This is a genomic window from Ulvibacter antarcticus (genome assembly GCF_003688405.1).
Lineage (GTDB): Bacteria > Bacteroidota > Bacteroidia > Flavobacteriales > Flavobacteriaceae > Ulvibacter > Ulvibacter antarcticus.
Genome location: NZ_REFC01000011.1, coordinates 869,236 through 885,360, shown reverse-complemented (window position 1 = coordinate 885,360; position 16,125 = coordinate 869,236). Strand labels below are relative to the sequence as shown.

Genomic DNA, 16,125 nt, shown 5'->3' with positions numbered 1-16,125 from the left:
CCCCCAAAATATCAGATACGAATTGGGTTCAGCCAGTACGCCAGCCTTTGTAGAAATTCCGGACCCTCAAGTTCAGAAAAAATGGAAGTTAGCTTTAAAATTCGGTCATCCGCCTTGCAGATCGCTCTTGAACCAACCTTCCTATTGTTCAAAAGCCCGAATACAGAAACACGTTTCAATAAATTCAGCTAATAGAGAACAAATGAAGGAAAAAAAATTGAAAGGAAAATTAATTTTATGTAAATTTTTTGCTTCGGAAGCGATTTCCTTTCATTTAAATGAAGGACATTATACAATATCCATTTTCTTCAGAAGAAAAGAAGCGTTCATATTTTTACAAATCCCGTCCTTAAAACGGTAATCAAAATGAAGTTCATCGGCTATTATCTCGGCATCGAAATAGTGATTTTTCACTTGTGGTAGTGCATCACTAATTTCACATAAACTCAAATCGTGGGTAGCGATAATACCTGTGGATTGTGACTTCACCAATCGTTCCACAAACTTTCGCGAACCGATTGCTTTATCTAAGCTATTCGTACCCTTTAAGATTTCATCGAGGATAATAAAGTATTTTTCAGCCTTCCCTTTTGGGTCAATCTCGTCAATAATAAACTTGAGTCGCTTTAATTCTGAAAAGAAATAAGATTCGTCATCAGATAAGGAATCGCTGGTTCGCATACTTGTTATCAACTTGATAGGAGTATAACTGAAAGATTTTGCGCAAACCGGAAGTCCACTATTCGCCATGATGATTGAAAGCGACACCGTTCTTAAGAAGGTGCTTTTTCCCGCCATATTTGCCCCGGTAACGATGAAAAATTCTTCGTTATTGATTCGGATGTCATTATCAATTCTCTTTGCACTATCTATTAACGGATGTCCCAGATTGGTTGCAGTTATCACCGAATTATCCTCCGAAATTAAGGGAAATGTATAGCTTGGATGATTGTATGTATAATTCGCCAGAGAGTTGTATGCATCGAAAAAGGCAATCACTTCAAACCAATGTGCAACACGTTCTTCGTAGGATGTAATCCAATTTTCTATTTTATAACACAGTTGAAGATCTCTAAGCGCAAAGGCATTTGTAAAAACGCCAACCATCATATTATTTCTTTGGTCGAAAGCATCCAGCAATTTTGAAAATTCCAAAAATATGGCCGATGCGGCTTTTACATCCGATTTTATTTCTTTTTGTTTCTCAAGTAAAATCCCTGACGAAAATTTTTCGGTTTCTATAAGCTTCAGCAATTGATGATACTGTCTAAAAGTGTCTTTAGCCTTACTTGCATTCTGATAAAAAATATTAATCTTTTTTACATAGATTCCGGTGATGCCTAGACCTATAAAAAACCAGGTCGTTGTTACAGTAAGTGGTATTATCGCGAAATAATTCAGAATAAAAAGCGTAACTGATATAACTGCAAATACAGTTGGTAGAATTCGCATTAATGAAGGAACAAAGTGTTCATGATTTTTCAACCAATGCTGTATCTTTTGAGAATCAATCTCAACATTTACTTGTTTACCGGTTGCTGAAAAGTTTTGTCTCCAGCGTATTTTTTCTGAAAGCTCCTTTAATGCTACTTGTTTTTCTTGTATGGCTTCAGTCGTATTCGAAGTAATTATGTGCGCAAGAAGTTGTTTCCCCGAAGCTAATACAGTTCGATTCACATATTGAAAAAAAGAATTCCTTCCGAAGAGATCAATATCGTAGCTAAACGCGTGCTGCGAGTCTTGAAAATCATTACCAGTTTCCAATTTCGAAAGATCGCCTTGCAAAACATCAATCTCTGTTTGATTGATAACGATCAAGGTTTCCAGTTTATTCTTCTTCAGATTTAAGTCCGAATGTTTGGATACTAAAAAGATAAAGAAGGCAATGCCACCAACCACAATGGGAATTACGATGTTGGCATCGATGAAAAAATAATACACTGCAAAAATCAACGTACAGGCAACAATTAACCTAAAAACACTCGAACTAGCCAGCTTCTTTTTGATAAGAGCCAGCTCCTTTTCGAAGGATTCTTTTTCTTTATTATAAAAATTGATGGGTGCGTCCATAATTAAAGTGTCGCTTCGGCAGAAAAGTTATAGTTTAAATATAAATTCTAAAGACGTCCAAACATGTCAACATCCTGTTGAGTGAGATGTCTCCAGCGACCACGAGGAAGGTCTTTTTTGGTTAATGGCCCAATAGTAACACAATCGATATTTACTGTATCGTATCCCAAATGTTCAAAAATAGTTCGAATAACGCTGTTCCCTGTATGTTTGATCTTAAGACCAACTTCCTTTTTAGGAGCATTGGTGATGTAACTAATTTCTTCGACTTCTATTAATTTTCCATCGATTTTAAATCCGTCGGCGATTTTCTTAAGATCGGGCGCCTTTAAGTTCTTATCCAAAACTATATGAAACAGTCTAGGCATTCCTTTTTTGGTGAATTTTTGGCGAAATTGTTCGTCATTTGTGAACAACAATAAGCCTGTAGAATTGCGTCCTAATCTTCCAAAAGGCTTAATTTTATTAACAGATGCGTTCGCAATGAGATCCATAACGGTATTTCCTTTGCTATTGCTATCTGTAGTTGAAAATCCTTTAGGTTTATTAAGTAAAACATAGGTGTTAGGCTCAGGGTTTAGGCGGCGTCCATCAAATCTCACATCGTCCGTTAAGGCCACTTTGAAACCCATTTCGTTAATGATCTTTCCATTTACGGTTACTAATCCTGTTGCAATATAGGTGTCTGCTTCGCGACGAGAGCAGACTCCACTATTAGAAATATACTTATTCAGTCGTATCCCACCATCTGTATTCTTTTTAACGGGGGTAGTCTCTTTATTTACGACAGTTGTGGTTTTTTTACTGAATTTAGATGAAGGTTTTGCCTTCGGATCCTGTTGTCTTCCTGTCTGTTTTCTTGGCGCTTCTGATTTCAAAGGAGCATTCCCTCTTGCACTGCTTCTATTTCGGCTATTATTTCCTCCTCTTCCTGAAGCTTTTCCTTTTCCACTGTTATCTTGTCTGCTCATAATATTACCTACGAAGGCAGGTATTTTTTAAATTAAACTTTTGCAAAGATACGGAAAGCCTACTTGCTTTCAAGCACCAATATCTGAAATCACAAATTCCAGCACTTTGCGCTAAATTCCTATTCTCAAAATAGAATTTGGACTTATTTATTTATTCTTTCAGAGAATCAAAATTTCCGAAGGTAACCGTCGATTGTCTTTCTCTATTAACAAGTAGTTTTGTAACATCGGGTCGCGAATAATGACCTACCGGATCGAAGTTTTGACGTTCCTCAAGTACGCGGTTGAAATCTAATTCGGCATAAATGTTACCTTCTTCATTCAACACTGGTTTTACAATCCAATTACCGTCGGGACCTGCAATACAACTACCGCCATTTGCGAGCACTTTTGGAGCTTTCTCAAAGATTTTTTCAAGATGCGGCGTGGCGGAAGGGAAATCTTCCAAAGTCATTAAAGAGGATACAGAAATGACAAAACTACGCCCTTCCAAAGCGATAAATCGAGTAATATCTTTTGTATTTCGCTTACTTCCAGGCCAAACAGCAATGTGCAAATTTTCACCTTGTCCATAAAGTGCGGCACGTGGTAAAGGCATCCAATTCTCCCAGCAATTGAGTCCGCCGAGGGTAAATTGCTTTAGCGAATGCGTCCGTAACCCATTTCCATCACCAGGTGACCAGGTAAGACGTTCGTCGTAAGTAGGCTGTAATTTACGATGCACCGATTGAATTGCTCCTTCTTTATCGATATACACTAGAGAGGCGTATAAACTATGTCCTCCCCGATCCTGAGGGCGTTCAATAATTCCTAAATAAATAGATATTTTATATTTTTTAGCAAGCACACAAACGGAATCCAAGTCTCCTTTTTCAATACATACAGCGTTGCGTACATAGTGCGCGTGTAACTCTTTTTGGGATTTCTCATCCCATTGAGCTCCGTCGGTAAGTGCCAGCCAAAAGGGGTAACCTGGCAACAAACCTTCTCCAAAAACGATAAGTTCTGCCTTATTTTTACCGGCTTCAGTAATGGATTCATTTATTTTCTGAAGGGTTTCAGGTTTATTCAACCATACAGGTGAAATTTGAGCCATAGCGACCTTTAGTAGATTTTCTTTTCTCATATATTAAATGTACGAAGAAAATCGATTGGCAAATTATTCCGAAGAAAACCACCCCGCCTTCGGCACCCCTCCTTAAAAAGGAGGGGAGGTTCTAATCAATAGTTATTGTGCCTGTAAAGTCTTATATACTTGAATAATTACCCTTAAAGCAGTCTATTTAGCAACACATCAACTTCGATCAATACGATGCTAAAAACTCCCATTAAAATGATAAACTTGAGGATGTTATGGAGTACAACATAGTGTATTTTACGAGCAGATTTCCATAAAACCACTAAAAATAAAGTTAATGCGATGATACTTCCGTAGAAGTAGTAATGCATATAACCGATTTCAAACTTAAAAATCAGCAACATACTAGGAATAAGGGTTAATACACTTAAAATTGTAAGCATCCACTTAGACACATTCTCACCGTATACCACCGGAACCGTCCTATAATTTTGCGCCAAATCACCCTTTAGATTCTCCAGATCCTTCGCTAGTTCACGCATAGAGATAATAAGAAATAGGAAGGTCGCATGAACAAATATGACGATTGCGAAATTTTTATAATAAATGAAGACCGCAAAGAAAGGTACAACAGCCAGTATAGCTGCTACGATATTCCCCACAAATGGGTATTTTTTAAGCTTGTGCGAATAGAACCAGATTCCGAAGATATAAATGGAAAAGAAAACAACAGCTTTAAAAGAAACATAACTCGCGAAAATTACCGACAAGAAATTGAGCACAAAATAACCGCTCAACTTTGTCCGCTGACTTACGAGTTTATCCAACATGGTTTTACGAGGCCGGTTTATAAGATCCTTCTCACTATCGTAAAAGCTGTTTATAATGTATCCCCCAGCAATAGCACAGGCTGAAGCAAGCACCAACATCAGTAAATTTGGATCAAAAAGCACCTGCCTAAGAGGTAGCTGTGGTGCAAGAATATAGATGGAGGTTAGATATTGAGCGACAACAATAACCAGGATATTATAGCCTCTTACTACCGAAAACAAACTGAAAAACTTTAGTAGAAAGTGTTTTTGTTTTCTGCTTAACATCTTTTAAGTAACTAAGAATTTCTTTAGAAGTTGTAGACTACTTCCATTTTATAATCTTTTAATGCAAGACGTGCTTCTTCAATGTTTTCGGTAAAGCCGAGCATATAACCGCCACCTCCCGAGCCACAAAGTTTTAAATAGTAGGCGTTTGTATCGATCCCTTTTTTCCAGAGATTATGAAATTCCTGTGGAATCATAGGTTTAAAATTCTCTAAAACCACTTTGGAAAGTTGTTTAATATTACCAAAAAGTGATTTCACATTCCCTTGAAGGAAATCATCAACGCAGGCATCTGTATGTTTTACAAACTGATCTTTTAGCATATTTCTGAAACCTTCCTGTTTCATATTTTCCATAAAGATCTGCACCATAGGCGCGGTTTCGCCTGTTGTTCCGCTATCCAATAAAAAAACCGCTCCCTTTCCACTTTCTGTTTGAGAAGGAATTCCAGCCGGTTCGATATTATCTTGCGAATTTATTAGTATTGGAAGACTTAAATAACTGTTTAAAGGGTCCAATCCTGAAGATTTTCCATGGAAAAAAGATTCCATTTCTGCGAAAATGACTTTCAGTTGAAGTAATTTCTCACGGGTTAAATTTTCAAGTACTGTAATTTTATTAGCAGCATACTTGTCGTAAATAGCAGCAACCAATGCGCCACTACTACCTACACCATAACCCTGAGGAATGCTTGAATCAAAATATAAGCCGTTGGTCACATCATTCTTTAAAGCAGTAAGATCGAAAGTCACCAATTCGGGTTTTTCTTGCTGAAGCTGTTCTAAATATGTACTGAAACGTTTTAACGCATCATTAGATTTATGTGTAGCCACTGTATGATGTTCGTCAATTTTTAGAGCACCATTGTAAAAATTATAAGGAATAGATAATCCCTTCGAATCTTTTATAATACCGTACTCACCGAACAATAAAATCTTGGAATAAAATAAGGGGCCGCGCATATGCTTTGAATGTGTAAATAAAAATAGAGGTTTTTTATAAAATAGTTAAAACCTATGACAAAGATACTGCTTCTTCCCAAATTGTTATCGATAATTAACCTATATTTTGGATAAACAGCCTCTTACCATACAGATATTTAGTAATTTAGAGATACTATAATTAAACTGCCATGAAGACAAAAAATTATACGCTACCAGTCCTTTTCTTCTTTCTTTTTTCAACTGTGCTAGCTCAATCTCATACTTGGACTGGAAATGGAGGTGATATCGATTGGTTCAACAGTGCCAATTGGAATTCGGGAACTGTTCCATCATCGAATAGTATTGTGTTGATACCAAGCGGGTTCAATGTTGAAATTGTCACTAGTATAGCCACTGCCGAATCTATTGAGATGAATACTACTTCTTCCCTAACGCTCAGCAACAATTTGCTGTTTTCGGGCTTATGGAACATTAACGCCGATTGTACTGTGAATTGGACGAGTGGAACGATACAAGGCGGTGGAATTATAGAGAACAACAGCCTGTTTACTATGACTACTTTCGATTTTAAATTAATTTCTAATATCACTTTTAATAATTATGGAATGATTTCCATCGTGCAAACCAATCAAAATAAGGCTTCAAATGGAGTTGTGATCAATAACAAACCAACTGGAATCATGGAAATTGATAGTGTTGGTTCCTGGATACAGGAAAACACAGGAAATACAATAAACAACGAAGGTGTAATAAGAAAAATCCAAACTGGAACAGGATTTAGCACCTTCTATTTGATTTTTGATATTAACAATACCGGCATAATCCATGCGGAACAGGACCAGACCTTCTTGATCCTGGGAGGGAATATTACGTTAGACAATATGGAAACCGGTGTTATTTCGGGTTCGGGGATTTTCGACATAACCGCGAATTTTACAAATAACGGTTCTTATTCCCCGGGTGGTGAAAATACAATAGGAACTCTCGAAGTTGTGAATAATTTTAGTTTTGGGAATAACGCAACCATAAAAATTGACATAGCTGGCGCAAATCCCGGCGAATATGATGTCATAGAACTCACCGGATCAGATAATTTAGAAGGCGTCATTGAATTAAATTTATTGTCGGAATTATCGATTGGAGACGAACTTACAATTCTTACTACATCTAACAATAGTAGTTGCAATATGCAAAGTTTTGTAGCGACCAATTTTAATGGTAATTCTTATTCTTTTGAAGTAGACTGTAATCCAAACGCCATTGTATTAAGGGTGAATGACATTTTATTAGATATAGGAGATTTCACTTCAGAAGCGATTTCGTTTTTTGTACAACCCAATCCGGTGACGGACGAATTTCGCGTTATTTTGAATGCTTCGGAAGAATTCGCTAACTCTTCTGAATCACTGTCGCTTCGCATTTATAATATGTTGGGACAGGAAGTAAATCGTATTTCAAATGTTTCCGAAGAAAGTATCATAAAAAGAGAAAGTCTTTCGGGAGGCCTGTATTTACTACAACTCACTTCAGAAAGTAAAGTGATAGCTACCACAAAAATGCTGGTACAATAATAATATACGCCATGACACTTAACAACTACACACTACGCGCCTTTTTTCTAATTCTTATTTCATCCGTTCAGGCCCAAACCCATATTTGGACTGGTAATGGAGGTAATCAAAATTGGTTTAATGCCGCAAATTGGTCATCGAATACAGTTCCCGATTCCAGTAGTGACGTCGTGATTGGGGAAAATTTTCTGGTCGTTATGGCCGATCATTCAACGGTAGTGAACAAACTTGATCTCATAGATCAGGCAGTACTTACGCTGGCAACAGATGTTACGATCAACGATGTATTTCGAATCGAATCTAGTGGTATGTTATTATGGAATGAAGGTGGGTTTATTGGTGGAAATCTTATCGAAAATAACGGAAGCATGCTTCTAACCACCACTGAAGAAAAACATCTCACCAACACACATCTTGTTAATAAAGGTACAATAACGATCATAAATATAGGTTTTCTTCGACTAATCGATAGTCCTACGATTGACAATACTTCTACAGGATTTTTTCACTTCAATGGAGGTGGTAATTTAACTCATCAAACGGGCAATCCGGTTTTTAACAATGCTGGGTTTTTTACGAAAGTAGGAAGTACTAGTTCGGGAGGCAGTTATATTGTTTTGGAAATGAACAACGAAGGAGTTATCGACATTGGAGAGAACCAAACATTTCTTTTTCTAAGTGCTTTGGGTGAATTCAATAATTTGGAAAACGGCAAAATATCAGGTTTCGGAGTATATGACATAACTTCTCCATTTTTTACTCCAGGGACTATTTCGCCAGGAGACGGATCGATTGGAACATTGGATTTTGTAAATAACTTTAGCCTATCACCGCAAACCAAATTGAGACTCGACATTGCCGGGACTAATCCGGGTGATTACGATGTAATTTCGGTTACAGGTTTTCCGGATCTAGACGGTGATTTTTTAATCAATTTAACATATTCGCCTCAAATTGGGGACGAGTTTACGGTTATTACCGCCAACGAAATCAATTCTTGCAATTTACCTGCCCAAGTAACTAACACACTTGGAGGCGGACCACAGTATCTTTTTGACGTCATTTGTAATAATACCACGGTGGTATTAAGAGTTGTAGAAGAAGTTTTAGCTGTTTCTGAATTTGCGTCGAAAGAAATAGACTTTTATGTACAACCCAATCCGGTGACGGACGAATTTCGCGTTATTTTGAATGCTTCGGAAGGATTCGCTAACTCTTCTGAATCAATGTCGCTTCGCATTTATAATATGTTAGGACAGGAAGTAAATCGTATTTCAAATGTTTCCGAAGAAAGTAACATAAAAAGAGACAATCTTTCGGGAGGTCTGTATTTAATACAACTTACTTCGAAAGATAGAGTGATTGCAACTACAAAAATGGTGGTTCAATAGTTAAAATCGGCTTGCGCCAAAACCTAGCTGATCGTTAATAAACTCACCGTTCTTACAAAATTGAGCAAGCTCTTTTTTAATAAATTCTGAAACCGTTTTCTTTTCGATTTCAGGATATAACATATGTACATTAGCACCTGCATCTAATGTAAAACAAACCCTACTTCCCGTGCTTTTTCTGAAATTCCAAATGCGATTAATAATTTCGAGGGTATTAGGTTTCATCAAAATAAAATACGGCATGGAAGTCATCATCATGGCGTGAAGTGAAAGCGCCTCGCTCTCAACAATCTCAATAAATGCTGACAAATCGCCGTTTTCAAGAATAGGAATCAGTGCAGAAAGATTAGTATTTGCCTGTTTAAAACGTTGATCGGCAAAGGGATGGTTGTGCATAAGATCGTGCCCTACAGTACTACTTACCTGCTTCTCACCTTTATCGACTAAAAGAATTGTATCCTGATATTTCTTAAAATTATCGTGTACTTTATACGGATACTTGGTGCCAAAAAGATTAGTACTCCCTTTTATATTTGGATGCGAGCCCCACACAATTAAATCCCCTTCAATCGATCTACAAGCCGAACCTGAGCCCAATCTTGATAAAAAAGAGACTTTTTTTAAGTTATCTTTTGTCAGGCTGAGATTTTCGAAGCCTCCTCGGTCATCAAAAGACCCTTCGACAGGCACAGGGTGACAATGTCGTTCCATATCCACTAAGCACAGTGCCAACGCACTCATTCCACTGGCGGAAGATGCAATCCCACTGCTATGTGGAAAACTATTGGAAGTTTCGATCTTAAATCGATATTCTTTCAGAAATGGTAAATACACTTCTACTCTTTCGAAGAATTTTTGAATTTTAGGTTCGAAATCGATTGTTTTTTTTCCATCGAGAAAAACTTCAAAATTAAATATTCCCGTGTTGTTTACCTTCGCAAAATGAAGTGTTGTTTTAGTATTACATTGACTAAGCGTAAAACTAATGGATGCATTTTTAGGTAATTGTTCGTCATACTTTCCCCAATATTTTACCAAGGCAATATTACTGGGAGATTGCCAGCTAACACTTCCTTTTAATGGTGCGTGGGTATATTTCTTCGGAATAAATTGAGTTTCCATAAATGCCTTTGTCTTACATCAACAAAAATAAACTTCTTTTCCGTTTCTGCTTACTTTTTACTATTGTTTCGAACTCGTAATAGTTATCGAAATCTTCAAAAGAAACACTAAATAAGTATTTATCTCTTAGTGTTAGAGTGATGAGTACTTCAGAATTCTCCTTGTAAAAAGGGGCGTTTTTTCCTATTGTAGTCTGAATATATACCATATGTGAATATCTTGGACATTGCAATTAATCGATCAAGCTACCTTTATCATACTTCCCCTTCAGAAATGAAATCTTTTTGAAACGTTAATCTTCCCCACTTTTTGATATAAGAATTATTTGATGACATTTTAAATGATTCTGATGTAATAGTATAATCCTAAAACTAAATCTTTATGAAAACTAAATTTACTTTTGCTGCTCTTCTCTTCGGAATTATGGCTGCATTCGCACAGGATCCTGCCATAATATGGCAAAACACTATTGGGGGAAGTAACACAGATTTTCTACAAACTCCAAACCGGACTTCAGACGGAGGATATATCCTTGCGGGCTATTCTTTGTCTAATGCATCCGGAGATAAAACCGAAAACAGTAATGGAGGAACAGATATTTGGGTCGTTAAGATAGATGCTACGGGGAATATTATGTGGCAAAATACAATAGGTGGTAGTGGTGAAGATAATGTTGACGTGATTCAGCAAACTACAGATGGAGGCTATATTGTTTTGGGGAATTCAGATTCAAATATTTCGGGTGACAAAACTGAAAATTCCCGTGGCGGGCTAGATCTTTGGATCTTAAAATTGGATAGTACTGGAAACATTACCTGGCAACATACTTATGGGGGAGCACAACCGGAATTTCAATGCTTTGGACAGCAAACCACCGATGGTGGCTATATTATAGGCGGCTATTCGGACTCCGATATTTCCGGAGACAAGACAGACCCCACAAACGGTCAACGAGATTTTTGGATCTTGAAATTGGACAGCGTTGGTGATATCGAATGGCAAAATAGTATTGGCGGCAGTTTGGTTGATACGGTTTTAGCAACAAAACAAACTACCGACGGCGGCTATATTATTGGCGGCTTTTCAACTTCTCCTGCATCTGGTGATAAATCGGAAAACAGCTTAGGCGCACAAGACTATTGGATTGTAAAATTAAATCCAAATGGAACTATTCAATGGGAAAATACCATCGGGGGATCTGACACCGAATTATTACGAGATTTGATTCAGACAGCAGATGGCGGTTATCTTATTGGTGGCTATTCGAGGTCGAATATCTCAGGTGATAAAACCGAAAATTCTCAAGGAGATTTTGACTATTGGATTATAAAGTTGGACGGGAACGGAACTATTATCTGGCAAAACACCATTGGGGGAAGTGGAATTGATTATCCCCGCGATGTACAACAACTAGCAGATGGAACGTACTTGATTGCTGGTTGGTCGAACAGTAACATATCTGGAGATAAAACTGAGAATTCCAATGGTGGCTACGATTATTGGTTGGTTCGTTTAAACGCCTCAGGAAGCATTATAAGTCAGAACTCAATAGGTGGCTCAGCAGATGAATCTGGAACGTATATACTGCAGGATGCTAGTGGAGATTTTGTGTTGTTCTGCTCCTCAGACAGTAACATTTCTGGTGACAAGGGCGATAACAATGAAGGTCTGGATGATTATTGGATTTTTAAAACATCACCTGCAATATTAGGAATTCCAAACAATGACAGTAAGCTTACAATAGCAGTTTATCCCAATCCAACTTCAGGAAGGTTCACCATCAATTTAGGCGAAACCTATTCAGAAATAAACACAACAATTACTAACCTGCTTGGACAAGTGATTGCTTCGGAAAAATTTGAGAACACAAATAATTTGCAACTCGAAATTGAAAAAGCTACGGGAATCTACATTGTAAACGTATCCACTTCCGAAGGGCTTTCAGAAACCATAAAAATTATTAAAAACTAAACATTATGAAAAACCACATTTTAATTATTTGCTTTCTTTTTTTTGGAATAAATATCTCTGTCGCTCAAAATTTAGACTGGGCAAAAAGCATTAATAGCGGTGGTATTTTCAACTCGTTTGGGAATTTAGTTTCTTCCGCAGTGGATGACAGCGGCAATGAGTATCTCACGGGTTTTTTTAGGGACACTACCGATTTTGACCCTGGCTCTGGAGTGTTTAATTTAACTTCAAATGGTTTGGGGGATATCTATATTCTAAAATTAGATGCCAACGGCAATTTTCTCTGGGTAAAGGCAATGGGAAGTAATGAACTTGACGCTGGAGAATCAATTACTTTAGACTCAAACGGCAACATCTATACTACTGGAAGTTTTACAGGAACGGTCGATTTTGACCCAAGTGCAGCGACTTTTGAATTAACGGCTCCTGGTTCAGAACGCGACATATTTATTCAAAAATTAGATAGTGACGGAAACTTTATCTGGGCAAAACGTATGGGAAGTTCGGAAAGAGAAATTGCTTATTCTATTACTACAGATCTGGCCGATAATGTTTACACCACAGGTTCCTTTTTTGGAACGGTAGATTTTGACCCTAATGTTGGAAGTACCGAATTGACCTCCAATGGCTCCGCCGATATTTTTATTCAAAAACTAGACACCAATGGCAACTTTATATGGGCCAAAAGCATGGGATCTACTGCTTTTGTTGACTATGGCGTAGACATTAAAACGGATCAAAATGGAAATGTGTATTCTACTGGAAACTTTGCAGATACAGTAGATTTTGACCCAAATGCTGGCATTGCAAATCTTACATCTAATGGAAGTGATGACATTTATATTCAAAAACTAGATACAAATGGAATATTTATTTGGGCAAAGAGCTACGGAGGTTCCACAGGTGATTATATAGGTGCATTGGAAGTATATTTAGATAACATTTATTCAATTGGCAGCTTTCCAGGAACCATTGACTTTGACCCAAATAATGGTATTACCAATTTAACTTCTGCTGGATCCAATGATATTTTTATCCAAAAACTTAACGCTAATGGAGATTTTATTTGGGCCAGAAGAATTGGAGGTTCAGAATTTGACGAGGGGCTGGATATCGCCGCCGATTCGTCTGGAGATTTGTATTGTGCAGGGGCGTTTCCCACTACGGTTGACTTTGACCCCAATAGTGGAGTCTTTAATATGACACCCGAAGCAGATTATAATGGATTTATTCTAAAACTAGACGCGAATACAAATTTTATTTATGCATTGGCAATAGGAGGAACAGCGTATAATGCCATTAAAAATCTAAACATTTCTACTATTGGTGAAGTTTACTCATCAGGTGCTTTTGCTAACACAGGTGATTTTGACCCAGGTTCTGGGGTTACCAATCTTACTGCCATTGATCCAGGTGGGGATTTGTTTATTCAAAAATTCTCATCAACATTAAGTGCTGAAGAATATTTAAATCAATTACAAACTAAGGTATTCCCCAACCCAACTTCAGGAAGTTTCACCATCAATTTAGGGAAAAGCTATTCAGAAATAAACACAACAATTACCAATATGCTTGGACAAGTGATTGCTTCGGAAAAATTTGAGAACACAAATAATTTGCAACTCGAAATTGAAAAAGCTACGGGAATCTACATTGTAAACGTATCCACTTCCGAAGGGCTTTCAGAAACCATAAAAATTATTAAAAACTAAACATTATGAAAACAAGTAAAAAATTATATCTATCATTCATCCTTATCGCTGCAATGGCATCAACTGCGCTCTATGCCCAAAAAATTACCGGAGGGGGAGGGCATTCTCTCTTTAATTGTGATAACACCACAGTCCAAGCAGTAGGTTTAAATTTTAATGGACAATTAGGTAATGGGACTAACACAAGTACAAATATCCCTATTCAAGTGAGTAACCTAAGCGGCATTACCTCCGTTTCAAGCGGTGAAGATTATTCACTTTTTCTAAAGGATAATGGTAGCGTATGGGGTGTAGGTCATAATGGAGTGGGGCAATTGGGTAATGGAACCAATACCAATATAAACATACCTGTAGTGAGTAGTATTAGCGATATTGTCGCTATTGCAACAGGTAGAGCTCATTCCCTTTTCCTTAAGAATGATGGTACGGTTTGGGCAGTGGGAGAGAATACTTTTGGGCAACTCGGTGATGGAACCAACGCCCATAGAAATACCCCTGTACTAGTTAGTGGGCTAACTGGCATAACCGCAATTGCAGCTGGCTTTAAACATTCTCTTTTCTTTAAGGGTGACGGTACCATTTGGGCAGTAGGAAATAATGAGGATGGTCAATTGGGTGATGGAACCAATACCGATAGAAACATACCAGTACAGGTGAGTGGCATTAGTGGCATTACCGCCTTTTCCGCTGGATCGGAACATTCCCTTTTTCTTATGGGTGACGGCACCGTTTGGGCAGCAGGATATAATGGCTATGGTCAATTGGGAGACGGAACTCACATCGATAGAAACATCCCAGTGCAGATTACCAGTCTTAGCGGAATTACCTCCATTTCAGCAAATGGAGATCATTCTCTTTTCCTTAAAGATGACGGCAGCGGTTGGGCAGTGGGTAAAAATGCATCAGGACAATTGGGTGATGGAACCTATTTAGATCGTGATATTCCTATAGCCGTTAGTGGTCAAAGCGGTCTTAGTGCCATTGCAGCTGGCTTTTATCATTCACTTTTCCTAAAGAATAACAGCACTGTTTGGGCAGTGGGATCTAACGGCAATGGTCAATTGGGTGATGGGACCAACACAGAAAGAACTATACCAGTACAAGTCACATCGGTTTGTACTATTACTCTTGGTATGAACGAAATGGATCTTGAACCTGAATTTACAGTTTATCCCAATCCAACAAATGGAAATTTCACCATCAATCTTAGCAAGGAGTATACCGATGTAACAGTTCAAATTTCTAATATGCTGGGGCAAATAATTTCTTCAGAAAGATATAATTCTACAAATCAAATCGTTTCTTCTATTTCAGAGGCGAGCGGCATTTATTTCATAGAAGTGAGCACTTCTGAAGGGCTTTCAGAAACGATAAAAATTATTAAAAATTAAATATCACTAAAACCAACCATTATGAAAAAATTATTACTCAGTATGATCGCTCTTGTTTTTATATTTCAAGCTAATGCACAAGAAAAATCTGTAACAAAAAGCCTTCAAATAGGAGCAAAAGCGGGAGTCAATTTTTCAACCATCACAGGAGATAATCCGGCAATAAAAGGAAAAACTGGTTTCCATTTAGGTGGAATGGCAGAAATTCCTATTTCAGAGAAACTATCGGTACAACCAGAACTTCTCTTTTCAAGTCAGGGCGCGAATTATAAAGATATCGGTTCATTTAACTTAAACTATTTATATGTGCCTATTATGGGTAAATATTACGTTATGGATGAGTTGAGTCTGGAAGTAGGGCCACAATTTGGCTTTTTACTTTCTGCCAAAAATAAGTACGACGAAGATGATTATGATTTGAATCCAACTACAACGGGTGATGGGAACAAGGTGGGTGAAACAGAAGATGTGAAAAATGATGTAAAGTCTCTTGATGTAGGTCTAGTCTTCGGGCTAGGATACAAGCTAGATAACGGAATAAATTTTGGCGCTCGCTATAATTTGGGATTTCTAGACGGCAATAATTCTGACGATGCTTCAGAAGAATTTAAAAACTCTGTAATTCAATTCTCTGTTGGATATTTCTTTTTCTAATCTATCCGAATTAAAAAAGGTCATGAAAATCAAACGCTATTACACATGAGCAAGTAATTGTTTGCTCATCCGTTAAACCTGACCTTCCAGTGGGCGAGGCTTCAGTCGGCATACGGACGGATAGATTTGAGAACACAAACAACTTAAAATTAT

At 37.6% G+C, this 16,125-nt stretch carries 12 protein-coding genes; 6 read left to right on the top strand and 6 right to left on the bottom strand.

Going from position 1 to position 16,125, the window contains the following annotated elements; all coding sequences use genetic code 11:
* Positions 1-288 precede the first annotated feature (288 nt).
* The 5 genes from BXY75_RS04230 to BXY75_RS04210 all read right to left on the bottom strand — a co-directional run bounded on the left by BXY75_RS04230 (position 289) and on the right by BXY75_RS04210 (position 6,178).
* Positions 289-2,070: a MutS-related protein gene (locus BXY75_RS04230; RefSeq protein ID WP_121906440.1), complete on the bottom strand. Its 1,782-nt coding sequence runs from the start codon at positions 2,068-2,070 to the stop codon at positions 289-291.
* A 47-nt stretch (positions 2,071-2,117) separates the two neighbouring features.
* Positions 2,118-3,041 (bottom strand): pseudouridine synthase, encoded by a 924-nt coding sequence (locus BXY75_RS04225; protein WP_121906439.1) that lies wholly within the window; start codon positions 3,039-3,041, stop codon positions 2,118-2,120.
* A gap of 151 nt (positions 3,042-3,192) precedes the next feature.
* Positions 3,193-4,167 carry a carbon-nitrogen hydrolase family protein gene (locus BXY75_RS04220; RefSeq protein WP_121906438.1) on the bottom strand — a complete coding sequence of 325 codons (975 nt, stop codon included), beginning with the start codon at positions 4,165-4,167 and terminating at the stop codon, positions 3,193-3,195.
* 143 nt (positions 4,168-4,310) lie between these two features.
* Positions 4,311-5,216, bottom strand: coding sequence for a geranylgeranylglycerol-phosphate geranylgeranyltransferase (locus BXY75_RS04215; RefSeq protein WP_121906437.1), 906 nt, complete (start codon positions 5,214-5,216; stop codon positions 4,311-4,313).
* Between the two features lie 23 nt (positions 5,217-5,239).
* Positions 5,240-6,178, bottom strand: coding sequence for a mevalonate kinase family protein (locus BXY75_RS04210; protein WP_121906436.1), 939 nt, complete (start codon positions 6,176-6,178; stop codon positions 5,240-5,242).
* A gap of 170 nt (positions 6,179-6,348) precedes the next feature.
* Here BXY75_RS04210 and BXY75_RS04205 point away from each other — a divergent pair, with 170 nt between their 5' ends.
* Positions 6,349-7,731 carry a T9SS type A sorting domain-containing protein gene (locus BXY75_RS04205; RefSeq protein ID WP_121906435.1) on the top strand — a complete coding sequence of 461 codons (1,383 nt, stop codon included), beginning with the start codon at positions 6,349-6,351 and terminating at the stop codon, positions 7,729-7,731.
* Positions 7,732-7,742: 11 nt separating this feature from the next.
* On the top strand, positions 7,743-9,122 hold the full coding sequence (locus BXY75_RS04200) for a T9SS type A sorting domain-containing protein (RefSeq protein WP_121906434.1): 1,380 nt from the start codon (positions 7,743-7,745) through the stop codon (positions 9,120-9,122).
* Here BXY75_RS04200 and BXY75_RS04195 read toward each other — a convergent pair whose 3' ends face one another.
* The gene (locus BXY75_RS04195) at positions 9,123-10,244 is read right to left on the bottom strand and encodes a diphosphomevalonate/mevalonate 3,5-bisphosphate decarboxylase family protein (protein WP_121906433.1); all 1,122 of its coding nucleotides are present in this window, start codon (positions 10,242-10,244) and stop codon (positions 9,123-9,125) included.
* Positions 10,245-10,625: 381 nt separating this feature from the next.
* On the opposite strand from BXY75_RS04195, the gene BXY75_RS04185 reads away from it, so the two are divergent.
* The 4 genes from BXY75_RS04185 to BXY75_RS04170 are packed head-to-tail and all read left to right on the top strand — an operon-like array spanning position 10,626 to position 15,972.
* A complete protein-coding gene (locus BXY75_RS04185) occupies positions 10,626-12,215 on the top strand; it encodes a T9SS type A sorting domain-containing protein (RefSeq protein ID WP_121906431.1) in 1,590 nt (529 codons plus the stop codon).
* A 5-nt stretch (positions 12,216-12,220) separates the two neighbouring features.
* On the top strand, positions 12,221-13,927 hold the full coding sequence (locus BXY75_RS04180; protein WP_121906430.1) for an SBBP repeat-containing protein: 1,707 nt from the start codon (positions 12,221-12,223) through the stop codon (positions 13,925-13,927).
* A gap of 5 nt (positions 13,928-13,932) precedes the next feature.
* A complete protein-coding gene (locus tag BXY75_RS04175) occupies positions 13,933-15,318 on the top strand; it encodes an RCC1 domain-containing protein (protein ID WP_121906429.1) in 1,386 nt (461 codons plus the stop codon).
* A gap of 21 nt (positions 15,319-15,339) precedes the next feature.
* A complete protein-coding gene (locus BXY75_RS04170) occupies positions 15,340-15,972 on the top strand; it encodes a porin family protein (protein WP_121906428.1) in 633 nt (210 codons plus the stop codon).
* Positions 15,973-16,125 lie beyond the last annotated feature (153 nt).